This is a genomic window from Bifidobacterium thermacidophilum subsp. thermacidophilum DSM 15837 (assembly GCF_000426425.1).
Classification (GTDB): Bacteria; Actinomycetota; Actinomycetes; order Actinomycetales; family Bifidobacteriaceae; genus Bifidobacterium; species Bifidobacterium thermacidophilum.
In genome coordinates, this window is record NZ_AUFI01000006.1 from 259,513 (window position 1) to 280,409 (window position 20,897).

Genomic DNA, 20,897 nt, shown 5'->3' on the forward strand with positions numbered 1-20,897 from the left:
TATCATCCTAACTCTCACACGGGGCCGATTGGGGGGTTTGTACTGTCCCACAGGCGGAAGTTGGTACCAATTCCTCATGCGTTCACCTGTGATTCATCTTGCCGGATGTTGCGCGGGGAGGGGCGGGAGAACACCGCGGGATGCGGGTTTTCGTGATGAACTCCCGTAGGAACACGTGGCCCTGTTTCGGCCGTCACTCTACAAACTGGTTACGCTGGCGACTCTCCCGGCGTAGGCAGTTTGCGGAATGGGAAGCCGGACAAGCATGTCGGCCTATCGACCGAAAAAAGAAAGGCCAAATCACTGGAATTCCAATGATTTGGCCTTTGATGGTCGGGCTGGCGGGATTTGAACCCGCGGCCTCTTCGTCCCGAACGAAGCGCGCTACCAAGCTGCGCTACAGCCCGTTTTGGCAACGTCCGCTATCATACAGCAATTGCAGAACAATGCCAAATCGGTGTGTCGCGTTGTGTATTGGCACTTCGATACACTGGGGTGCATGACGAATCCTGAACAATCCGCTGAAGATACTGCGGAACAGCATACCCAGCAACCTGAAGACGCGCCGGTCATGACGACCGTCGAACATGCCGAGCTTCTGCTGGAGCAGGACAAGAAGATCCGCTCCAATATTGATGAAGGCAAGAGCCTTGACGAGGCGATCGACCCGAGCAACAAGGAATTCGGCCCGCTCGCGCACCCCGAGCAGGTGCAGATGCGTGTCGCCAAGCGTGCGCTCATGCTCAAGGAGGGCGTGCAGCCGTACCCGGTCCATGTCGATGTGACCGCCACCATCGGCGAGGTACGCGCCAAGTACGACGGCAAGCTCAACGCCGGTGACGAGACGCAGGATGTCGTCGGCATCGCCGGTCGCGTGCTTTTCCTGCGCAACGGCGGCGGCCTGTGCTTCGTCAAGCTCGCCCAAGGCGACGGCACCGCCATCCAAGGCATGATCTCCAAGAAGGAGATTGGCGCGGATTCCTTGAAGCAGTTCAAGCAGATGGTCGATTTGGGCGACCACCTGTTCCTCAAGGGCCGTGTCATCGCTTCGAAGACCGGCGAACTGTCCGTCTTCGCCAGCGAATGGCGTATCGCGGCGAAGGCCCTGCAGCCGTTGCCTGCCCTGCATAAGGAGCTGAGCGACGACACGCGCACCCGCAAGCCGTACATCGGCATGATCGCCGACGAACGCATTCGCGATATGGTGCGTAAGCGTTCCGCCGTGGTCTCCTCGCTGCGCCACACTTTCGAAGGCCATGACTTCCTCGAGGTAGAAACGCCAATGCTGCAGACCGTGCACGGCGGCGCCGCGGCACGCCCGTTCACCACGCATATGAACGCCTTCGATATCGACCTGTATCTGCGCATCGCCCCGGAACTGTTCCTCAAGCGCTGCCTCGTGGGCGGTATCGACCGCGTGTTCGAAATCAACCGCGATTTCCGTAACGAAGGTGTCGACGCCACGCACGCCCCCGAGTTCACCATGCTTGAGGCCTATCAGGCGTACGGCAACTACGACACGATCGCCGCGCTGGTCAAGGAGCTCATCGTCAAGTCCGCGCTTGACGCCTTCGGCAGTACGAAGGTCACGTTGCTCAACGGTGAGGAATACGATTTCGGCGGTGAATGGAAGACCATCAGCATGTACGATTCGCTCTCCGAGGCGCTGGGCGAGGAAATCGTTCCGAACGGCGGGCCGGACAATCCGGGCACGTCGGTCGAGCACCTGGGCGAGATCGCCGACAAGCTCGGTGTGGAACGCGACGACGTGGAGAACCATGGCAAGCTGGTCGAGCACCTGTGGGAGCACTTCTACGAGGACAAGCTGTACGAGCCGACCTTCGTACGCGACTTCCCGGTGGAGACCAGCCCGCTGGTCAAGTCCCACCGTTCAAAGCCCGGCGTGGTGGAGAAGTGGGATTTGTACGTGCGTGGCTTCGAGCTGGCGACCGGCTATTCCGAGCTCAACGATCCCGTGGTCCAGCGCGAACGCTTCGTCGCCCAGGCCAAAGACGCGCTCGCCGGCGATGTCGAGGCCATGGATATCGACGAGGACTTCCTCGAGGCGCTCGGCGTGGGTATGCCGCCGGCCGGCGGTACCGGTATGGGCATCGACCGTCTGCTCATCGCGCTGACCGGCGCGACCATCCGCGAGACGATTACCTTCCCGCTGACCAAGCCGCTGAACCTTCAGTAAGCCATCCGGGTGTCCGGACTCTGGGGTTTCGCAGGTTCGCGGATGTCCAAGCATTGGTGCCGGTTCAGGATTCTTGAGGATTCTCGAGGATTCTCGAGGATTCTGAACCGGCACCAATGTGTCGATTGCTGGGCATTGCCCAGATTCCCAAATTGGTTATGCCGACGATGGACTTAGCGTCACCAGTTTGGGAACAACAATGTTGTTGTCTTTACGGGAAATTGAATCCACAGCGTTGGAAAATGACTGGTGATTGCAATGCTGCGGATGCGATTTTCGTCTGATTAATACTCATGAGTATCTTATTTTCGTCAGGGAGTCAGGGCGACTGCTGATTTGCAATACAAGGTTGTCGGCCGGTCATCTGACGGCTGATTCCAAGGGTTTATGGTGTGAGCCGATCCTCACAAAACTCGGCATGCGGGTGCTGAGGACGCTTGGTTCGGCAAGACAAGGTGCCGTTGTGTGAGTGAATCCTCGCATGGTGACGGTCTGTCGTGCCGATTGCCTCGGGCGCCGCTCATCGAGGTGCCGTTGTGTGAGCGGATCCTCACACAATGCGTGCTGTTTTCGTGGCTTGCACCATTGCCTCGTGCGGCCGCAACGGATATAGTTGATGGCCTGTTGATCGGCGATTTCGTCAGAGCAGAGGAGTAGGGAGGAGGTATGAGAGAGATGAGATTCGCGGATTGGATTCGTGGAGCCCGGCCGAAAACGCTGCCTTTGGCGGTGGCTCCGGTCATTACCGGCGCCGCTGTTGCGAGCGTGTCGGGTGCGCCGTACGATACGCGGTTCCTTGCGGTGATGCTGTTGTGTATGGGTGTGGCGTTGTTCCTGCAGATCGCGGCGAATTTCGCGAATGATTACTCGGATGGCATCCGCGGTACCGATGAGCACCGGGATGCCGCAGGTGCGGCTGGACATGCGGCCGATGAGCAAGCTGCGGTGCGTGCGCCGGCGCGTCTGGTCGCTTCCGGCGTCAATCCCCGGCGGGTGCTGTTCGCAGCGGGGACGAATGCGGTGGCGGCTTGCGCCTGCGGCCTGGCTGTCTGTGCCCTGACCGGATACTGGTGGTTCATCGTGGTCGGTGTGGCTTCACTGTTGGCTGCATGGTGCTACGTGGGGGGAAGCCACCCGTACGGGTACCACTATTTGGGCGAGGTCTTCGTATTTGTGTTCTTCGGGCTGGTGGCCGCATGCGGCACGATGTTCGCATTGTCTGGCAGGATTACGGCGGGTGGCGTAGGCGCGGGGGCCGCGAACGGACTGGTCGCGGTCGCTGTATTGTGTGTGAATAACCTGCGCGATATCGAATCCGACCGCGAACATGGCAAGCATACGTGGATGACCGCGTTCGGTCAAACATGGGGCACGGTATTCGCGGACGCGCTGCTGGTCGTCGCCTCGATTCTGGCCATCGCCCTGGTCGCCGGGTGGTTTGTGTCGATTCCTGTCATCATTGCGGTCTGTGTGTTCATGTGCGTGGTCCAGATAGCGGCCTGTGACGCAATCAGCCGTGTTGATTATCGCCGTGCCCTGCCGTTGTGTACGTTGGGTTCCCTGTCGGTATCGCTGGTTTTCGCTGCAGCGGCTTTTCTGGTGTAGAGGCGCTACCTGAATGTGGGTGAGAAACGGAGGGATGACGGCTGTGTCCGCACTTCGCGCAAGAGGGCCACATTTGGGAGGCCGGGGCGCTAGACTGGGATCATGACTTACAAACTAGTACTGCTCCGACATGGTCAGAGCGCATGGAACAAGACCAATCAGTTCACCGGCTGGGTGGACGTCCCGCTGACCGAGCAGGGCGTCGAGGAAGCCAAGCGTGGTGGCCAGCTGCTCAAGGAGAAGAACGTCCTGCCGGACATCGTGTTCACCTCCTTGCTGCGCCGCGCCATCAACACCGCGAATTACGCGCTTGACGAAGCCGATCGCCTGTGGATTCCTGTCCAGCGCAGCTGGCGCCTGAACGAGCGTCACTACGGTGCGCTGCAGGGCAAGAACAAGAAGGCCATCCGCGAGGAATACGGCGATGAGAAGTTCATGCTGTGGCGCCGCTCCTATGCCACCCCGCCGCCAGAGATCGATCCGAACGACGAGTACGCGCAGAACCATGATCCGCGCTACACCGGCGATCCGGTTCCGAAAGCCGAGTGCCTGGCCGATGTTGTCAAGCGCGTCGAGCCGTATTTCAAGTCCGCCATCGAGCCTGAACTTAAGGCTGGCAAGACGGTTCTGATTGCCGCTCATGGCAACTCTCTGCGCGCCATTGTCAAGATGCTTGACGGCCTGTCGGAAGAAGAGATCGCCAAGGTCAACATCCCGACCGCCATCCCGCTGCTGTACGAGCTGGACGAGAACTTCAAGCCGATTAAGCCGCGTGGCGAGTACCTCGATCCTGAGGCTGCCGCTGCCGGTGCCGCCGCTGTCGCCAACCAGGGCAAGTAAGTCCGGTTTGCAGGCATAGGCCTGAACTCTTTCGCAAGTGCCCGCGTCACCTATATCAGGCGGCGCGGGCACTTGCATTCTGCGGGGGCGACAGTAGGAGACGGTAGCGGGATAAGGTACCAACAAAGCTATACGTGCGCAGCTGTACGTACGCGCAGGCCCGCCTGTTTCAGAATCTGATTGACGGCACCCGCTGTTCAGTGGTTTCGGTCACAGGTCAACGACGGGCGTGTCTTCGTCGCGGCCGGGGTCCTTGCTCGGATCGAAGCCGGACACGATGTACATCACGCGCCGCGCAGCGGACACCGCGTGATCGCCGAGCCGCTCGAGGAAGCGACCGATCAGCACCACATCGATGAGTTGCTGCTTCGTGCCGTTCCACTGATCCGAGAGCACCAGTTCAAAGGTCTGATGGTGCAGTTGGTCAAGCTTGTCGTCATCGAGGATGATGTTCTCCGCGATCTTCGTGTCCCTGTCCGCGAGCATGTCCGCAATGCGGTCAGCCGTGTTGCGCAGGAACGCAACCATCTGCGTGAAGATCTCACGGGACTCCTCAGGCAACGCATTCTGCGGATAGGCGCGACGGGCAGCCTCCGCGATATGCCGGGCCAGATCGCCCATGCGCTCGAAAGTCGAAGCCAGGCGCAAGGTAGAGACGACGACTCTCAAATCGGTCGCCACCGGGTTTTGCTTGGCCAGCAGCCTCACGCACTGGTCAAGGATGCTGGACTCCAAAGCATCGATTTCGATATCGCCGTCAATAACCGCCTGAGCCTTGTCGATATCCGCGTTCATCAGCGCATCCCCAGCGCCGTTGATCGCCTTGCGGACGTCTTGCGCCATACGATCGAGATCGTCGGCGACGGCTTTCATCTCCTCATTGAAAATAACGCGCATTGCTCTGCCTTTCCGGGATTGTTCCATTCGCTGCGTGAGCGGTCGCGCACGCTTCCTTATTGCTCATCGGATGCTGTTGCCGCAGTCGCCACTCCTCCCAGTCTATTCGCAACACGTGCGGAATGCCACATCAGCTGGACGTAGTTGACGATGGTTCGTGCAGAATTCATGTAACCGTTCATCTGCGGTTCATCTTGGTGCCGTCTCGGTGTGGCATCGCCACAGCAAACTGTGCGACAATGGCCGCATGGGTTCATTCTGGACTGTATGGTATTGCGTGGTCGCGGTGACGATCGCCGCCTGTGCGGCTGCCGTCGTCGCCGTGACGTTGAACGATATTCATCATGGGATCAATCCGTTGCGGCGTCTCACCTCCCACCCACAAGGCGATTTTCTGGGGCTGGGACATCGCGCAGACCAGCGGCAGGGGCGGCAAGACGTGGAAGACCTTGAGGATTCCACGCAAGCGCTTTTGGCGATGATTCCGGTTGCATCTGCCGTGGTAGACGACCACGATGACGTCATTAGGGCGAGCTCCGCCGCGTATACGCTCGGTGTGGTACGGGACGAGTCGTTGTGCAACGAAGATATCCTCGCGGCAGTCCATGAAGTGCGCAGCGCCGGCGGGCGCAAACAGCTGGATATCACCACACAGACCGTCCCACAGCGTATCGTCGGGCCGAAAGGGGAGTCGGCGCAGGATACGGGATTGCAGCAGGTCCGGGTCATCAACGGCGTATCGCGTCCGAATTGGCTGAAAGTCACCGTCGGCAGAATCAATTCGCGTTTCGTCGTCGTGCTGCTGGATGACGTCAGCGAATCAATCCGGTTCAGCCAAGTCCGCGAATCCTTCATCCAGAACGTTTCTGAACAGCTCATCGAGCCTTCGCAAGCGTTGGAGCGTCTTGCGGATTCGCTGGAGCATGATGATCTTGACCGTGAGTCGGTCAAGCGGCAGGCCGTCGAAGTGAGACGCGCGTGCAAACACATGGAGCATATGGTTTCCGATTTGCTGCTGCTCATCCGCTCGCAGGAACCCGTCACCCCTTCGAGCCATAACCGGATCAATGTCATGGACCAGCTGCGCGATGTCGTGCAATCCCATCTCGGGCAGGCGCAGCAAGCCGGAGTGCAGCTCGAGCTGTCCGGAGACGACAGTCTTGATATCAACGGCGAATCCGATCAGATCAAGGCCGCGGTAGGCAAGCTCATCGAAAACGCTATCGGGTATTCCCCTCAAGGCTCGACAGTCGCGGTCTCAGTCAAGCGCTCGCAGGATTGCGGGCACGCATCCGTCAGTGTCATCGATCGCGGATGCGGTATTGCGAAAGCCGAGCAAGAGCGTGTATTCGAGCGTTTCTACCGTGGCAGTGAGCAGAACGAGCGGACCGAGCATGGCATTGGTCTGGGGCTTGCGATTGTCAAACATGTGGCGCTGACCCATCACGGCAACGTGACGGTATGGAGCGTTCCCGGGCAGGGGAGCACGTTTACGATGTCGCTGCCGCTTGCGCAGGACATAGTGACAGCCTGAATCTGCGAACCTGATCTAAGCGGGCAGACCGGGCACCGTAATCTGTGGATGCTCAAGGCACCCGGGGCGCACGGGTACTAGTGATGTTCGTGATACGTGAGTTTTCTGCGCCGTTGGTTACCGATTCGAGTCAGCGCCGCTGCAACAGCGGGAAGGTGGCGCAGCGGCTATTTTCCGAGCCTGCGATAATCCCAACGGTCGAAATGCTCCCAGACAAGCAGGATGATTCCGACGAGCACGCCGGCGACGCATACAACCAGCTCCTTGAGTGCGGGCACATGCAAGGCGAGGAGCATAGCGCACACAATCAATGCCGCCATCCACACCGCCGTACCAATGAGGAACACTTTTCTCAGGTCGACACGCGCGGGCTTGGGCGACGGCCTGCGGGCCGCCGGATCGAAAATCGGAGCCAACTTCATACCATTACCATAACGTGCGGGGTAACCTTATAAGGTGTTGTTCGCCGGAAGAAAGGATTGCCACAGCCGTGTATGTGATACGTCCAGTCCCAAAGCGCTATGCGTGGGGATCATACAGCCGTCTGCAAACCCTGTTCGCCGACGAGCTTCCTGCGCAGATGCTGGACGACGGCCAGCCGCTCGCCGAAATGTGGTTCAGCGGGCACCCGCAGTCGCCCTCGCGGCTTGAAGCCCCGGACGGTTCGTTCACCACGGTGCCGCAGGCGATTCGAGACCATCCTGAAGCAATGGTCGGGCGGCGCGTATCCGAGCAGTTCGGCCCGGAACTGCCCTTCCTGTTCAAAATCATCGCTGCACGTATCCCTCTGTCGCTGCAGGTGCATCCCGTGGATTTTGAAGCGCGCGCAGGGTTCAACGCTCAAAACGCGCAAGGTATAGCGATGGACGCCCCGGAACGCTCGTTCCATGACACCGCAGCGAAAAGCGAGATGGTCGTCGCCCTAGAGCCGTTCCACGCTTCCGTCGGCTTCGGCACCATCCGCTTCATGTTGCGTAATCTCAGCATGGTCGGCCATCCGCTCGCATCGCGCATGGTCGAAGCGTTGACCGAACGGACCATGCGCATCGGACAGACACCGGAGGGATTCGAGCAGGCCGATGCGATGATGCCGGTGTCCTCGATGGTCTGGCCTGATTCACGTCGACGCATTTTCCGTGCCTTCTATACAGCGATTACCGCTCCGCCGACGGACGATCTGCAAGCGCAGTTGCGATATGCCTCGCTGCGTGTCAGCGATCCTGTCTCCCGGCTCGCGTTCCGACATGCGCTCGCCGCCGCCGAGGCGTTTCCCGCAGATCCCAGCGTACTCACATTGCTGATGCTCAATCCGGTCTCGCTTCAGGAGGGTGAATCCGTGTTCATCCCTGCTGGGACCCCGCACGCGTACATCCATGGCACGGCCGCTGAAATCATGAACAATTCAGACAATGTGCTCAGAGCGGGAATGACCGTGAAACATAAGGACATTCCACGGTTGCTGCATACGCTCAACTGTCAGCCCGGAGCCCCGGTGGATCCTGCCGATGCACAGTTCGGGGACATGGCGACGCGTGATGGCAACCTCATTGTGTACCGGCCGCATATCGATCAGTTCATGCTGGCGTACGGCACCACCGGTCCGCACGCCCAGGCGTGGCCGGTGATGGACAGGGTTCATCGGCGCTATGGTGCGTTGTTGCGGCAGCTGACCTTGGGACGTGTGAACCAAGGGCGCAACAAGCCGCGTATCGTGTTGTGTACCCATGGGATGGTGCGATGCTCCAGCGAACAGGAATCCCGCGTGCTTTCCGCAGGACAGGCGGTGTTCGTGCCCGCCTGCGAAGGGTGGGTCACTCTGGAATCCGCCGGGGATGAAGGCGAAAGCGTATCCGGTCGAGATGGCCAAGCCGGTCGGGATGACCTGGTCGGCGGTTCCTTCCTCATGGCGACGACGCAGGTGTGACGCGTCTTATGGTGTTGTCGTCGGCTGCTAGACAGAGAAAATCTGAAAATCTCGACGACAGCGTGGAATCGTCGAGATTTTCAGGGAAAAGTCTCATAATCTCTGTTAACGCCGCGATATCGAGATTTTTTCAGATTCCGTATGTGCCGTTCCGTTGGGCAGCTGCCGTAAAACGTTGAAATTCCAGTCCTTGAAAGCGCTGCGGCATGTGCGGGGTGCGTTGTGAAATCTCAAAATCTCTCGATATTCGCGAAACCGCCGAGTTTTTCAGATGTTTTTCTCAATATCTCGCCGCATCGGCGTATGTTGCGAGATATTGAGATTCCGGTACGACGTTCCGGTTTCGTTTTCTGGTTTCGTGTTTCGGTTCCGACTATATCCCGATCCCACGAAAAACAAAACTGCCTACGCCCGCACCACGGCAGACGTAGGCAGTTGAAATATCGGATGAATTCCCGATTACAGGTGCTCGACGATGTAGTCGACGCACTTGGTGAGCGCCACAATATCGGACGGTTCGACCGACGGGAAGACGCCGATGCGCAGCTGGTTGCGTCCGAGCTTGCGGTATCCGCCGGTATCGACGATTCCGTTGTCGCGAAGCGCTTGGATGACCTGCTTGGCGCTGATTGCGTCATCCAGATCGATGGTCACGGTCGCGGTGGACTGGGCGGATTCGTCCTCGACGAAGGGGTGTGCATATTCGCTGCGTTCCGCCCACTGGTACAGCAGCGAGGCGGATTTCGTGCACCGGGCGTGGGCCCATGCCAGCCCGCCGTTGTCGTTGAGCCAACGGATCTGGTTTTCCAGCATGATTAGGTTGGCCACGGACGGCGTGTTGAGCGTCTGATCCTTGCGGGAGTTGTCGATTGCGGATTTCAGGGACAGGAAGGCGGGAACCCAGCGCCGCGCGCCCTCGAGCTTCGTGCTTTCCTCCAACGCATACGCGCGTTCGATGGCAGCGGGGGAGAGGATGGCGATCCACAGGCCGCCGTCGGAGCCGAACGCCTTCTGCGGGGAGAAGTAATAGGCATCGGTCTGGGAGATGTCGACCGGCAGAACGCCGGCACCGCTGGTTGCGTCCACCAAGGTGATGGCGCCCTGTTCAACGCTGCCGGGGATCCGCTTGACCGGTGTTGCCACGCCTGTTGAGGTTTCGTTATGAGCCCAGCAGTAGGTGTCCACGTACTCGGTGAGCTTGGGGAGTCGATAGGTTCCCGGTTCTGAGCGGAAAATCTCCGGCTTCTCAAGGAACGGGGTCTTGTCGGCCTCGATGGCGAACTTCTCGCTGAAAGAGCCGTATACGCCGAAGGCCGCCTTGCGGGTGATGAGCGAAGCACACGCCATATCCCAGAACGCGGTCGCGCCGCCGTTGCCGAGAACGACTTCATACCCGTCGGGGATGGTGAAGAACTGAGCAAGACCCTCGCGAATGGACCCGACGAGCTGCTTGACCGGCGCCTGGCGGTGGGAGGTGCCGAGCAGCTTGGTGGCGCCGGCGTCGAGAGCCTGCACCTGCTCAGGGCGGATTTTGCTCGGACCGGAGCCGAACCGACCGTCCCGCGGAAGCATGGATTCGGGAATTGTTACTGTATTGCTCATGCTTGCTAGGGTAGCCAATCGGGTGGATTGCCGACATCCCCCGTACATATCGTGGTCATTGCCATGGATGCCCCCGATGGTTGCCGGCTACTGCTTGCCAGTCGGGGCGAGCAACCGGATTCGTGATTGTAGGACACGCCGATGCGGTCGTGCTTGCCGCCTGAAATCCGTTGAGCCTCGGTGGTTGTCGCGGTGTGGATGACTTGAGTGCAACGTTTGACGTGTTGCCATGTGGGCAGGAGGGGTTGTAAGGTGGGGCAATAATTGATCACACCGGTCGCCTCCCGCCGTGTACGCGGCACAGGAAGCGGCGGATTGGTTCCGGCCTGCGGTTTCCCACGGGCTTTCAGGATGACGGCACAAGGAGTACTCGAGTATGAAGCATGCGGCACGAAAGACGACGCGAACGGGTCGTCATTTCCGCGTAGCCGATGTACTTGCGTCATCCCCCCGTGGTTCCCATGCGGCGCATGCCGTGCGTGGTGTGCGTGCCATGCGCGCCGATGGTGCCGAACAGACACTGGGTCTTGATCCGGCGCTCGCGGCGAAACTCGAGGAAGTGGCGCCGCTGACCAGACGTGCCATTCGTGAATCGGCCCGTGCGGCCCGCCGCAAGTCCCGGTTCATGGCTTCAGGCTCCATGGTCGCGTTGGCCGGTGCGGCTGCGGCGGCCTTGAGCTTGAGCAATATGAATGCCACGACGTCGCTCGCTTCATCCGAAACGGGTACCACCACTGTCCAGACCACCAAGTCGGCGACGGGCAGTTCGGTGTCCCGTTCACAAGAACGTACGTCTCTTGGTTTTTCGGCCTCAGACAGCACGACGAGTTCAGGCAACTGGTCCTTGGGCGCTTCGAACTCCGAGCTTGACGTCGCGCAGATGTCACAGACGACTGTGTCGAATCCTGCGGTTGCAGTGCTGTATGAAGCCGATAAGAGCATTCTTCCCTCCGGTTTCGATCCCAATCACGATTCGGGTGATTCCGGTAACCAGTATTCGTTCAGCCAGTGCACATGGTGGGCGTATGTTCGCCGTCATCAGCTTGGGCTACCGGTCGGTTCCCATCTTGGCGATGGGGCCCAGTGGGCAGCATCCGCGAAGAAGCTGGGCTATTGGGTTGATTCCACTCCGCGCCATGTCGGCGATGTTATCGTGTTCCAGCGCGGACAGTTCGGTTCGAGCGCGGTGTACGGCCATGTCGCCATCGTCGAGCAGATCAACGCCGACGGTTCGATTGTGACCTCGGAATGCGGCGCGTCGCTCAACGGCAAAACGGTTTCCCGTACTTTCAGCGCGGACCAGGCTTCGCAATTGCAGTTCATCCATTACTGATTTTCCCTTGATGTTTCGCTGATTGCAGCTGATTGCTGGCGGGGATGCCCGAGCGGATTTCAGTTGTGTCGTCGTGCATGATGATTGCGTTATCGGCGTTGCGATTGGCGACTTTTTCGGCGTGTCCTGCGGTATTGCGCGGGTGCGGCGCATAGGTCTCAGATTTCTGTAAGTTTGGCATGCTATTGTGTTGTAACGATGATGAAACTAGGTAGATCTCTTACAGCGATGGTCGCAGTTGCAGCCGCGTGTATATCGTTGGCGGCGATTGCCCCTTCAGCGTCCGCACAGTCCACGACGACCGACGAAGCGGTTACGTCGTCGCGTTCGTTCCCCAAGACCACAACCGTCAAGAAGAATCTGCTCGCCGAATCGACGTCGACCAGCGTGGATTCCTCCTCGAACTGGGGTGGCATTGAATCGTTGAATCCGCCGCAGACCAAGTCCACGGCAGAAAAGGAAGCTGAGGCCAAGGCCGCAGCGGAACAGGCTGCAGCACAAGCAGCGGCGCAGGCGGCCGCCCAGGCTGCGGCCCAGGCCCAGCAGCAGGCGGCGAGCCGTTCGCAAAGCCGCAGCAGCTTGAGTGCTTCTGCATCAAGCCCGAGCGGCACTGTGACGGTCAACCCGCCTGACAGTGCATCGGCCAGCGCTCTGGTCGCCTACGCGGCGCAGTTCGTGGGTGTGGTTCCGTATGTCTCAGGCGGCAATACTCCTGCCGGCTGGGATTGCTCCGGCTTCGTGCAGTATGTGTTCGCGCAGATGGGCATCAGCCTGCCCCATTATTCCGGTGCTCAGGCCGCGCTCGGTACGGCGGTGCCTTCTTTGGCCGAGGCGCAGCCCGGCGATATCATCGCCAATGGTGCGCATTCGGGCATCTACGTCGGCAACGGCATGGTGGTCAACGCATTGAACAAGAATGCAGGAACCGTGTATACGCCAGTCGCATACGCGTATAGCGGGTCCTACTCCATCCGCCGGCTGCTCTAGCGGCGGTTCTGACTCGCTGCCAGTGACAGTATTCACTGGTAAGGCGCCCCAGTCGGGCGCCTTATCTGTTTTCCGGGGTCTCAATCGCAGCTGTACCAGATTTCCAGGTTTTTCTTGCAACACTTTCCCGAAAGACCCACAATGGTGGAGTAAGGTGAAAGTAGTGGTGGCGTACCGCTGCGCCGCCAATGAATGAAGGAGGTCGTCATGATTAACGACAAGGCAATCCTCGTTGGCGTGGATGGATCCCATGCAAGTTACAAGGCCACATGGTGGGCTGCGAACTATGCGAAGCATGCGGGACTGACCCTGCAGATCGTGTGCGCGTACTCGCTGCCGAGTTATGCCGCCGTATCATTCGATGCCACATACACCGCGATGGGCGACGACAACGCCGCGCACAATGATGCACAGGAAATCCTGTCCAAGGCGAAGGCCATCGCCGATGAGCAGGGTGTCAAAGCGGCGACACTGATCGTTACGGGCGATCCTGCGTCGGTGTTCGTCGAGCTGTCGCGCAATTACAACCTCATCGTCATCGGAAACCGGGGCAAGGGCGGTCTTGCCGAGCGGCTGCTGGGCACCACGAGCTCCTCACTGCCCGCATACGCGTACTGCCCGATCGTCGTCGTACCGTACACCGATGACGAAGGCAACCTCATGCACTTGAACAACAAGATCACGCGTGTCGCCGTCGGCTCCGACGAATCCAAGTGGGGCCTCAAGGCGCTTGAGATCGCTGCTGATTTCGCGTCAAGCTGGAAGGCTCAGCTCGATGTAATCTCCGCTGTGCCAAATGTCAAGGGCGCCGCAGAAGACAAGGGCGTCATGGATTCGTACATGGATGACCTTGCCGTACGCATCAAGCCGATTGAGCAGGCTCATCCCGACCTTGAAATCCACAAGGAGATTGTGCCAGGCAATGCGGTCGAAACGCTCACGAAGGCGAGTTATGACCATGACGTCGTGGTAGTCGGCTCGCGCGGTCGCGGTGGATTCACCGGCCTGCTGCTTGGTTCCACCAGCCAGGGTCTGCTCCAGCATGCGGTCAGCCCGGTGTATGTGGTGCCGCGCAAGTACGTGGAAGCGGCGGAATCCCAGCTCGACACCGTACCCAGCTCTCCGGCGGATGTCCCGACCAAGCCGATTGACGATATTTCCGGTGTCGAGGCCGTTCAGGTGCCCACCGCCGGCGCTGAGCAGGCCAGCGCCATCGAGTCGAAGATCGACCCGGAGCATAAGTAGGGATTTGGTGTCCGGCAGCTTGCCTGACGCCCCTTCAATATGCTGATGCCGCCATCTGCAACACCTGCGGATGGCGGCATCAGCATATATAACCGGCTGATTACTTGCGCACCGTGACGTTCACGCGCACCGGCGTTTCCTGACGGTACGTATGGGCGACCGTGCAGCCCTTTTCGATGTGACGGGCGACACGCTCCTTGAGCTTGGCTGCATCTTCCTCGCTCAGATCGGCGGAAGTCGCGTCCACGTTCACCTGCTCCTCGAAGGACAGGTAGGAATCGCTTTCCGGGTCATAGGTGCCGTCAACGACGATTTTTGCGCCCGAGCCCTCACCCAGCGTGTTCTCGACCGGGAACTGGCTGGACAGCGCCGCGCAGCCCGCCAGCGCGACCTTCATGAGGTCGCCGGGGGTGAACAGGCCCTTGCCCTTGCCGAACTTGAGATGCGCGCCGTCCTCGCTGAACGCGTCCCATGAACCGTCCTTGTTGCGTTCTACCCAGAGCCTTTTGCCCATGTTGTGCCTCCTGGAGTTGCTGGCGCGCTTCTCGCGCCGATGCTTACAGATTAGCCCAAGCACCTGCCCGATATCCGCTCACAGCGGGATTCGTGGACTCGACCGCATCTGCAGCGATGTCACGCCCGGTATCACACGCCGGTGTTTGGGCTGATACAGAGTCGTTTGCAGGATGGCTACCGGCGTAAATCGGCGGGGCACTGCTACCATAGGGTCATGCCTTTGACCGCCGAACAGCTTGCTGATATTCGCACCCGTATTCCGGAACGCCCGCAGACGGACATTCCCATGCCCTACGAGGACTTGGTCCGCAAGATCCTCAAGGAGGGGACGCTGAAATCAGACCGCACTGGTACCGGTACGATTTCGCTGTTCGGTCAGCAGATGCGCTTCGATCTGAGCCAATATTTCCCGCTGCTCACCACCAAGACCGTGTTCTTCCGCGGCATCGCTTACGAACTGCTGTGGTTCCTCAAGGGTTCCACCAACGTGCGTTGGCTTCAGGAGAACAACGTGCATATCTGGGATGAGTGGGCCGACGAGAACGGCGATTTGGGCCCTGTGTACGGCGCACAATGGCGTAGCTGGCCGGCGCCGACGCCCGAGGACCCCAACCGCACCATCGACCAGATTTCCAATGTGCTTGATCTGATCCGCAACCATCCCGATTCCCGCCGTATGGTCGTCAGCGCTTGGAATCCCGCGGAAGTCGAGCATATGGCCCTGCCGCCATGCCATGCGCTGTTCCAGTTCTATGTGGCGGACGGCAAGCTGTCATGCCAGCTGTATCAGCGCAGCTGCGATATGTTCCTCGGCGTACCGTTCAATATCGCGTCCTATTCGCTGCTCACCATGATGATCGCGCAGCAGACCGATTTGAAACCCGGTGAGTTCGTGTGGACCGGCGGAGATTGCCATGTGTACGACAATCATATCGACCAGGTGCTCGAGCAGCTCTCCCGCACCCCGTACCCGTACCCGCAGATGGAGATCCGCAAGACGGATTCGCTGTTCGATTACACGTATGACGACTTCAAAGTGGTCGGCTATCAGCATCATCCGACCATCAAGGCGCCGGTTGCCGTCTGAAGCATCGTCTACACTAATCCCAGTCCATTGAGTTCAAGGAGTTTATGAAATGGGGTATGACAGTAGCCAAAGCGGCTATCACGAACGCAAGCCCGGTATGGCCGGGCTGGACGACACCGAGGATTGGGGTGATGATTATCCCAAGACCTTTACGGTGAATTTGATTTGGGCACAGGCGCGCGACAATGAGGGACGCGAAGGTGCCATCGGTTTCCAAGGCGGCATGCCGTGGCACTTGGCCGAAGATATGAAGCGGTTCAAGGAACTGACCGTCTCGCATCCGGTCATCATGGGACGCAAGACCTGGGAATCGCTCGACCCGAAGTTCCGCCCGTTGCCGAACCGCGACAACATCGTCGTATCGCGCAACAGCGGCTATCAGGCGCCTGGGGCGACGGTGGTCGAGAACCTTGACGACGCCTTCGATCTGGCACGGCAGGAAGCGATTCCCGATGACGGGCTCGACCGCAGCGAAATCTGGGTGATCGGCGGTGCACAGATATTCCGTGAGGCCTTGCCGTTCGCCAAGCAGGTATTCGTCACGCGTATCCGTGCAGCGGTGGACGCAGACACGTATGCGCCGGATATGGAGGAGCTCGTCTCCACCGGGTTGTGGAAACTTGTCGACGTCACGCCGTGGATGCTGCCGAAGCATCCGGAGAACGGCATCCGCGAGTACCGGTTCGAAACGTACCGCAAGACCGGCGGCGAGACGGAGGACGACGAGGCGTTGTGATTCGTAGCCGCGGACTGCCATGAGCGGTCCGCACTCTCCGGCTCGTATCGATTCGCACATCAATCAATCGCGAAAGGGGCTTCCGCATGGCCGCTATGCAATCATCACAGGACCCGCGCTACACGGTGATGACCGTGTGCACCGGCAATATCTGCCGGTCGCCGATGGCGGAAATCATCCTGCGTGAACGGTTCAACGAGCGTAAGCTCTCCGACCGGGTGCGGGTCATGTCCAGCGGCGTCAGCGACGAGGAATACGGTCATCCGATCGATCCCCGCGCGGTCGTGGTGTTGCGGCAGCGCGGCTATGAGATTCCGGCGCACCATTTTGCGCATCGCATCACGCGTCAGGAAATCAACGACAGCGACCTGTTCCTGCCGATGACCGCCTCGCATATGCGTGCGCTGGTCAGGCTGCTGCCGCCGGCCAAGCGCGCCGAAGTGCATATGTATCGCAGTTTCGACCCGAATCTGCCGAAGCCGCCCGCCGGGCGTGAGGACCAGATTGACCTGGTCGACCCGTGGTATGGCGGTCCCGAGGATTTCAACATCGCCATCGATCAGATCGAACAGGTCGCCCCGTACATCGTCGACTGGGTGAGCGAGCAGATCGGTCAGTGAATTCGCGTCGCGCGCTCTGCGGGCGATGCTGTGTCGGAGCGGAGCCGTTGCGGCGCAAGACGCATGAACGGGTCGAATGCGCTGCGCCGCGTATGCCAGGGCATACGTCATACACCAGATGCAAGTTGTTCCGCCCTATCCGGGAGTCGGAATGTCGAGTTTTGTATGCCGGGATATACGGTGCATGCAGGGCGGAAGTTGTTCTGCCCTAACTGGGAACCGTAATGTCAGTTTGCGTATGCCGGGATATACGTCGCATGCCGGAATGGGAGACACTTCGCCCTGTGCGGGAGCTGTTATGCAAGAGGCGTATGTCCGGGCATGCGCAAACCGCAGAACATTGCCCGGCGCTGATTGAAAACCGCCTTGGCCGAACCGGTACTGACCAGCTAAACCCATGCCAACCGGTCGAACTGGCCATTCATCCGGGTTCTGTTGATGCCGTCAAACCGGCTCTCTCTTCCCAAACTGGTTATGCTGGGAGCCCCCGGCGTAACCAGTTTGGGCTACCGCGGGGAAGCAGACGATGGCAGGATGAGGTATCTGTCCATGATTGGCGCGTCACAGCAGCTGCATCATCGCAGAAAACAAAGAACCCGCCTTTTGCGGCGGGTTCAGTATTCGTACCCCCTGAGAGAGTCGAACTCTCGTTGTCAGATTGAAAGTCTGGTGTCCTAACCGTTAGACGAAGGGGGCGTCAAACAACTTAGCTATGTTAAACACAAAGCCGCCAGAATGCAAAATCCGTTGTTTCGGCGTGTCGTTTTTCGCGTCTTGCGGATGATGCATTGGCGGCATGGTTTGTAGAGAAGGCATATCGACGGCCATCCGCGCGGTATCAGCGGCTGCGGTAAGTGAAATCGTGGATGATTCGGCCGGCCTCGAGCCCTTTCTTTTCGAAGTTCGTCAGTACGCGGCCCTCGAAACGGCTTGATTCCGAGAAATCGGCGTGCGGCATATCGAGCGCGAGATCGGCGTTGCCCTTGCCGACATGCCGGGTCGGCAGACTGACGGTGATTTCGCTGATGTTCTCGAAGTCGTCACGTCCATCCATCACCTCATGCACGTGCAGCGCATAATCCTCGATGTCCGTGGAGATACGCCACAGGCCGCCGGCGACCAACGCCCGGTGAATGGCTTCAGCCAGAGCCGGCTGGACGATCCGGCGCTTGTGATGCTTCATCTTGGGCCATGGGTCAGGGAAGAAGGTCCACACTTCGTCTACGGTCGCCGCATCGGCTTTCGCGAACAGTTCCGGCGCGTTGATCTGGGCGATGCGCAGGTTATTCAGATGTTGTTTGCCGGCGCGTAGCATGGTGTGGGCGACGCCCGGATCATAGACTTCAAGCGCCAGATAATTGGTCTGCGGGTGCTGTACGGCGGCCGCGACGATGTTCTCACCCTGCCCGGTGCCGATTTCGATGACCAGCGGGTGGGCGTTGCCCCACGTGTCGTGGATCCACTCGCGTGTGAGCCTCCAGTCATCGCGGATGTCCAGCGACCCTTCCGCCGCATTTAACGGCAGCAGATACGTGCCGGCGTAAGTGTCCCATGCGCGTTGCAGACGCGCGTCCAGTCGGCCTGAACGACGAACGAAGGACAGGACTTTGTGCTCATGCCTGATCGGCCGGGTTTCGTCCGCCGGTTGCGCGTGCTGCGTGTCCTGCGAGCCTGACTGCGCGTTCTGTGTGGGGTGTTCCTCGTGTTCTTGCATGGTTCCTTTATAGCGGCCGGTATCGGACACGCGCCGATGCTACCAGCGGGGTACCTCGAGACCGCCCAGACGCCAGACGCCGTAGCCTGCGTCTGGAAGCGCGAATCTGGCACCATGGTCTGCGGCCGCAACGCTTCCTTCGCCGGCGACCAGCTGCGGATCGGCGTTGCCCAACAATTCACGCGTGACATGCACCTGCTGCCCGCCCTGCCGCGCGGCGACAACGAGCAGACGGTCCGTCACATCCTCGCGTAGATACGCGACCGCGTCCGCTTGCACGCTGACCCAGCGCAGGCCGCCGTGGGTGAGTGCGCTGGACGTGTTGCGCAGCTTCAGCAGTTCACGATAGCGGTCGATTGTCGCGCTATGGGCGCTCTCAGGCGCATCCCAGTCCATCGGGGTACGGCTTTCCTCGCCGGTGATACCGGTGGAGTCCCGTTCATCGCCGGCGAATACCATCGGCACGCCGGGATAGGTCATCATGATGCCGAGCGCCGCATGGGCCACTTGTGGGCTTCGCGTGAGGGTCAGTATGCGTGCGCTGTCATGGCTGTCGATGAGATTCCACTGGGATTCGGCGACTTTCCACGGGATTTGGGCGAGCAGTTCGCGCATGGTGTCTGCCATCGCCATGCCGCTGCGCCGCGGGAAGGTCTCATCGAAACCGAAGCGCTTGACATGGCTGTTCGGGTCGGCCACCCACATCCACAGCGGATGGGCGAACGCGGCGTAATTCATGACGCCTTGCCAGCCGTCGCCCGCAAGATCGCGTGTGGCGTCCGGCATGTATTCGGCGATCAACGCGCCGTTACCGCCGGTCGATTCGTCAATGGTGGCCCGGATGGTCGTGGCGACGGCGTGGTTCTCGTCCATCGCCATCCAACGGCCCGTCTGGTTGGCCACGTCGATACGCCAGCCGTCCAGGCCGTCCTCGCCGCCGAGCCACTGTCCTGCGCTGCTGGATGCCCCGCGGATCATGCGGTCGACCAGCTTACGTGACGTCCAATTGAGTTTCGGCAGCGACTTGATGCCCATCCATGCTACGTAATCGTCTGGGTACCGGTTCCACAGGTAGTAGTCGCGTTCCTCGCTGTCGGGGTCGTGTAGCGCCCGCTGGAACCATTCATGGCTGGAACCGGTGTGATTGAGCGTCAAATCGCCCATGATGCGCATACCGCGGGCGTGGCATGCGCGCGCGAGCCAACGAAGCGCCTCGTCGCCGCCGAGCAGGGGATCGATATGGTCGAAGGTAGAGGAATCGTAGCGGTGAACGGAACGCGCCGGGAAACACGGCGTGAGATACACGGTGGTGAAGCCCAGATCCTGGATGTAATCGAGATGCTCCTCGATGCCCTTGAGGTCGCCGCCGTACCATTGGCGGCCGGTTTCCATGCCATAGGCGAGCGGTTTGGCCGACCATGCGGTCGGATGCGCCCAATCGGGTGCCTGCCGTGTGGCGAATTGCTCGGATCGGGCGAAGCGGTCGGGGAAGATTTGGTATGTGGCGCCTTCTCGGTTCCATGCAGGCGATGGGGAGAAGGTGGTGATGCGAAAATCGAAGACGTCGCTGACTTCGCGGTCGAACACGCCGAGCGCGTTGAGCCAGTCGAACCCGCCGTCGCGCAATAGGGCGAAGCGGTAGCGGGTATCGGGATTGTGGATGGGCAACGGCGCCTCGTACCAGGTTTCGGTATCGGTGCTCAGAATCGGCTGGGCGTTTTCTAGGTGCAGCTCGTCGTCGGCGAGTGAGTGCAGTACAACCGCGGTGTACGGTGCGGTTCGCGGAATGCGCACGCGGACGCGGATGGTGTCGCCCAGATTAGGGCAGGGGTTGGAAACATACAGCGTCGAGCCGTCATGATGGGGAAGCGGTGGCTGGGGGTCGTTGGCTTGTGTACTCGTCGCTTGTGCTGGTCGAGGTGATGCTGTCGTCATGTCGGTCTCCGTTTCTTGCAAACGTTGTCTTTGTGTCGAGCGCGTGATGCGCTTCGTCGCGTCGCGCATTTCATGATGCGCCACGAAGGGAACTAGGGCCGATGATACAACGGTGATGATGACGT

General features: G+C 60.0%; 18 protein-coding genes and 2 tRNA genes. 11 read left to right on the forward strand and 9 right to left on the reverse strand.

Annotated features, from left to right (window positions below; genetic code table 11):
* Window positions 1-330 precede the first annotated feature (330 nt).
* Window positions 331-407, reverse strand: a tRNA-Pro gene (locus K315_RS0101515).
* Window positions 408-571: 164 nt separating this feature from the next.
* Here K315_RS0101515 and lysS point away from each other — a divergent pair.
* The 3 genes from lysS (at window position 572) to K315_RS0101530 (ending at window position 4,642) form a co-directional block, all read left to right on the forward strand.
* Window positions 572-2,197 (forward strand): lysine--tRNA ligase, encoded by a 1,626-nt coding sequence (gene lysS, locus K315_RS0101520; RefSeq protein ID WP_152571390.1) that lies wholly within the window; start codon window positions 572-574, stop codon window positions 2,195-2,197.
* Between the two features lie 666 nt (window positions 2,198-2,863).
* The gene (gene menA / locus K315_RS0101525) at window positions 2,864-3,802 is read left to right on the forward strand and encodes a 1,4-dihydroxy-2-naphthoate octaprenyltransferase (RefSeq protein ID WP_033520286.1); all 939 of its coding nucleotides are present in this window, start codon (window positions 2,864-2,866) and stop codon (window positions 3,800-3,802) included.
* A 102-nt stretch (window positions 3,803-3,904) separates the two neighbouring features.
* Window positions 3,905-4,642: a phosphoglyceromutase gene (locus K315_RS0101530; protein WP_029575872.1), complete on the forward strand. Its 738-nt coding sequence runs from the start codon at window positions 3,905-3,907 to the stop codon at window positions 4,640-4,642.
* A 210-nt stretch (window positions 4,643-4,852) separates the two neighbouring features.
* Here K315_RS0101530 and phoU read toward each other — a convergent pair whose 3' ends face one another.
* On the reverse strand, window positions 4,853-5,539 hold the full coding sequence (gene phoU / locus K315_RS0101535) for a phosphate signaling complex protein PhoU (protein WP_029575873.1): 687 nt from the start codon (window positions 5,537-5,539) through the stop codon (window positions 4,853-4,855).
* A gap of 247 nt (window positions 5,540-5,786) precedes the next feature.
* Between phoU and K315_RS0101540 the strand changes: the two genes are divergently transcribed.
* The gene (locus K315_RS0101540) at window positions 5,787-7,073 is read left to right on the forward strand and encodes a sensor histidine kinase (RefSeq protein WP_081666350.1); all 1,287 of its coding nucleotides are present in this window, start codon (window positions 5,787-5,789) and stop codon (window positions 7,071-7,073) included.
* Between the two features lie 167 nt (window positions 7,074-7,240).
* On the opposite strand, the gene K315_RS0101545 is transcribed toward K315_RS0101540, so the two are convergent.
* Window positions 7,241-7,495, reverse strand: a complete 255-nt coding sequence (locus K315_RS0101545) for a DUF2530 domain-containing protein (protein ID WP_029575875.1) — start codon at window positions 7,493-7,495, stop codon at window positions 7,241-7,243.
* A 74-nt stretch (window positions 7,496-7,569) separates the two neighbouring features.
* On the opposite strand from K315_RS0101545, the gene manA reads away from it, so the two are divergent.
* Window positions 7,570-8,997, forward strand: coding sequence for a mannose-6-phosphate isomerase, class I (gene manA / locus K315_RS0101550; protein ID WP_238556392.1), 1,428 nt, complete (start codon window positions 7,570-7,572; stop codon window positions 8,995-8,997).
* 459 nt (window positions 8,998-9,456) lie between these two features.
* Here the strand turns inward: manA and serC are convergent, their stop codons facing one another.
* The gene (serC, locus tag K315_RS0101555; protein WP_029575877.1) at window positions 9,457-10,599 is read right to left on the reverse strand and encodes a phosphoserine transaminase; all 1,143 of its coding nucleotides are present in this window, start codon (window positions 10,597-10,599) and stop codon (window positions 9,457-9,459) included.
* A 376-nt stretch (window positions 10,600-10,975) separates the two neighbouring features.
* On the opposite strand from serC, the gene K315_RS0101560 reads away from it, so the two are divergent.
* Window positions 10,976-11,932 carry a CHAP domain-containing protein gene (locus K315_RS0101560; protein ID WP_029575878.1) on the forward strand — a complete coding sequence of 319 codons (957 nt, stop codon included), beginning with the start codon at window positions 10,976-10,978 and terminating at the stop codon, window positions 11,930-11,932.
* On the opposite strand, the gene K315_RS10335 is transcribed toward K315_RS0101560, so the two are convergent.
* Window positions 11,919-12,113: a hypothetical protein gene (locus tag K315_RS10335; protein ID WP_152571382.1), complete on the reverse strand. Its 195-nt coding sequence runs from the start codon at window positions 12,111-12,113 to the stop codon at window positions 11,919-11,921. The two genes, K315_RS0101560 and K315_RS10335, sit on opposite strands and share 14 nt — an antisense overlap.
* A 47-nt stretch (window positions 12,114-12,160) precedes the next feature.
* On the opposite strand from K315_RS10335, the gene K315_RS0101565 reads away from it, so the two are divergent.
* Both K315_RS0101565 and K315_RS0101570 read left to right on the forward strand, forming a co-directional pair.
* Entirely contained in the window at window positions 12,161-12,919 is a 759-nt protein-coding gene (locus tag K315_RS0101565; protein ID WP_029575879.1) for a C40 family peptidase, read from the forward strand.
* 207 nt (window positions 12,920-13,126) lie between these two features.
* Window positions 13,127-14,164 (forward strand): universal stress protein, encoded by a 1,038-nt coding sequence (locus K315_RS0101570; protein WP_015450880.1) that lies wholly within the window; start codon window positions 13,127-13,129, stop codon window positions 14,162-14,164.
* Window positions 14,165-14,264: 100 nt separating this feature from the next.
* Here the strand turns inward: K315_RS0101570 and K315_RS0101575 are convergent, their stop codons facing one another.
* On the reverse strand, window positions 14,265-14,678 hold the full coding sequence (locus K315_RS0101575; RefSeq protein WP_029575880.1) for an OsmC family protein: 414 nt from the start codon (window positions 14,676-14,678) through the stop codon (window positions 14,265-14,267).
* Between the two features lie 288 nt (window positions 14,679-14,966).
* Between K315_RS0101575 and K315_RS0101580 the strand changes: the two genes are divergently transcribed.
* The 3 genes from K315_RS0101580 to K315_RS0101590 all read left to right on the forward strand — a co-directional run bounded on the left by K315_RS0101580 (window position 14,967) and on the right by K315_RS0101590 (window position 17,123).
* Window positions 14,967-15,767, forward strand: a complete 801-nt coding sequence (locus K315_RS0101580; RefSeq protein WP_193345917.1) for a thymidylate synthase — start codon at window positions 14,967-14,969, stop codon at window positions 15,765-15,767.
* Window positions 15,768-15,816: 49 nt separating this feature from the next.
* Window positions 15,817-16,503, forward strand: coding sequence for a dihydrofolate reductase (locus K315_RS0101585; protein WP_029575882.1), 687 nt, complete (start codon window positions 15,817-15,819; stop codon window positions 16,501-16,503).
* Window positions 16,504-16,598: 95 nt separating this feature from the next.
* The gene (locus K315_RS0101590; protein WP_029575883.1) at window positions 16,599-17,123 is read left to right on the forward strand and encodes a low molecular weight protein-tyrosine-phosphatase; all 525 of its coding nucleotides are present in this window, start codon (window positions 16,599-16,601) and stop codon (window positions 17,121-17,123) included.
* A gap of 624 nt (window positions 17,124-17,747) precedes the next feature.
* On the opposite strand, the gene K315_RS0101595 is transcribed toward K315_RS0101590, so the two are convergent.
* The 3 genes from K315_RS0101595 to K315_RS09090 form a co-directional block, all read right to left on the reverse strand.
* Window positions 17,748-17,819: transfer RNA gene (locus tag K315_RS0101595), tRNA-Glu, on the reverse strand.
* A gap of 142 nt (window positions 17,820-17,961) precedes the next feature.
* A complete protein-coding gene (gene trmB / locus K315_RS0101600; protein ID WP_029575884.1) occupies window positions 17,962-18,837 on the reverse strand; it encodes a tRNA (guanosine(46)-N7)-methyltransferase TrmB in 876 nt (291 codons plus the stop codon).
* A 39-nt stretch (window positions 18,838-18,876) separates the two neighbouring features.
* Window positions 18,877-20,772, reverse strand: a complete 1,896-nt coding sequence (locus tag K315_RS09090) for a glycoside hydrolase family 13 protein (RefSeq protein ID WP_161786012.1) — start codon at window positions 20,770-20,772, stop codon at window positions 18,877-18,879.
* Window positions 20,773-20,897 lie beyond the last annotated feature (125 nt).

Coding starts and splice junctions, on each gene's coding strand:
- lysS (WP_152571390.1), top strand. CDS start 572: ATGACGACCGTCGAACATGCCGAGCTTCTGCTGGAGCAGGACAAGAAG.
- menA (WP_033520286.1), top strand. CDS start 2,864: ATGAGAGAGATGAGATTCGCGGATTGGATTCGTGGAGCCCGGCCGAAA.
- K315_RS0101530 (WP_029575872.1), top strand. CDS start 3,905: ATGACTTACAAACTAGTACTGCTCCGACATGGTCAGAGCGCATGGAAC.
- phoU (WP_029575873.1), bottom strand. CDS start 5,539: ATGCGCGTTATTTTCAATGAGGAGATGAAAGCCGTCGCCGACGATCTC.
- K315_RS0101540 (WP_081666350.1), top strand. CDS start 5,787: ATGGGTTCATTCTGGACTGTATGGTATTGCGTGGTCGCGGTGACGATC.
- K315_RS0101545 (WP_029575875.1), bottom strand. CDS start 7,495: ATGAAGTTGGCTCCGATTTTCGATCCGGCGGCCCGCAGGCCGTCGCCC.
- serC (WP_029575877.1), bottom strand. CDS start 10,599: ATGAGCAATACAGTAACAATTCCCGAATCCATGCTTCCGCGGGACGGT.
- K315_RS0101560 (WP_029575878.1), top strand. CDS start 10,976: ATGAAGCATGCGGCACGAAAGACGACGCGAACGGGTCGTCATTTCCGC.
- K315_RS10335 (WP_152571382.1), bottom strand. CDS start 12,113: ATGCCAAACTTACAGAAATCTGAGACCTATGCGCCGCACCCGCGCAAT.
- K315_RS0101565 (WP_029575879.1), top strand. CDS start 12,161: ATGGTCGCAGTTGCAGCCGCGTGTATATCGTTGGCGGCGATTGCCCCT.
- K315_RS0101570 (WP_015450880.1), top strand. CDS start 13,127: ATGATTAACGACAAGGCAATCCTCGTTGGCGTGGATGGATCCCATGCA.
- K315_RS0101575 (WP_029575880.1), bottom strand. CDS start 14,678: ATGGGCAAAAGGCTCTGGGTAGAACGCAACAAGGACGGTTCATGGGAC.
- K315_RS0101580 (WP_193345917.1), top strand. CDS start 14,967: ATGCCCTACGAGGACTTGGTCCGCAAGATCCTCAAGGAGGGGACGCTG.
- K315_RS0101585 (WP_029575882.1), top strand. CDS start 15,817: ATGGGGTATGACAGTAGCCAAAGCGGCTATCACGAACGCAAGCCCGGT.
- K315_RS0101590 (WP_029575883.1), top strand. CDS start 16,599: ATGCAATCATCACAGGACCCGCGCTACACGGTGATGACCGTGTGCACC.
- trmB (WP_029575884.1), bottom strand. CDS start 18,837: ATGCAAGAACACGAGGAACACCCCACACAGAACGCGCAGTCAGGCTCG.
- K315_RS09090 (WP_161786012.1), bottom strand. CDS start 20,772: ATGACGACAGCATCACCTCGACCAGCACAAGCGACGAGTACACAAGCC.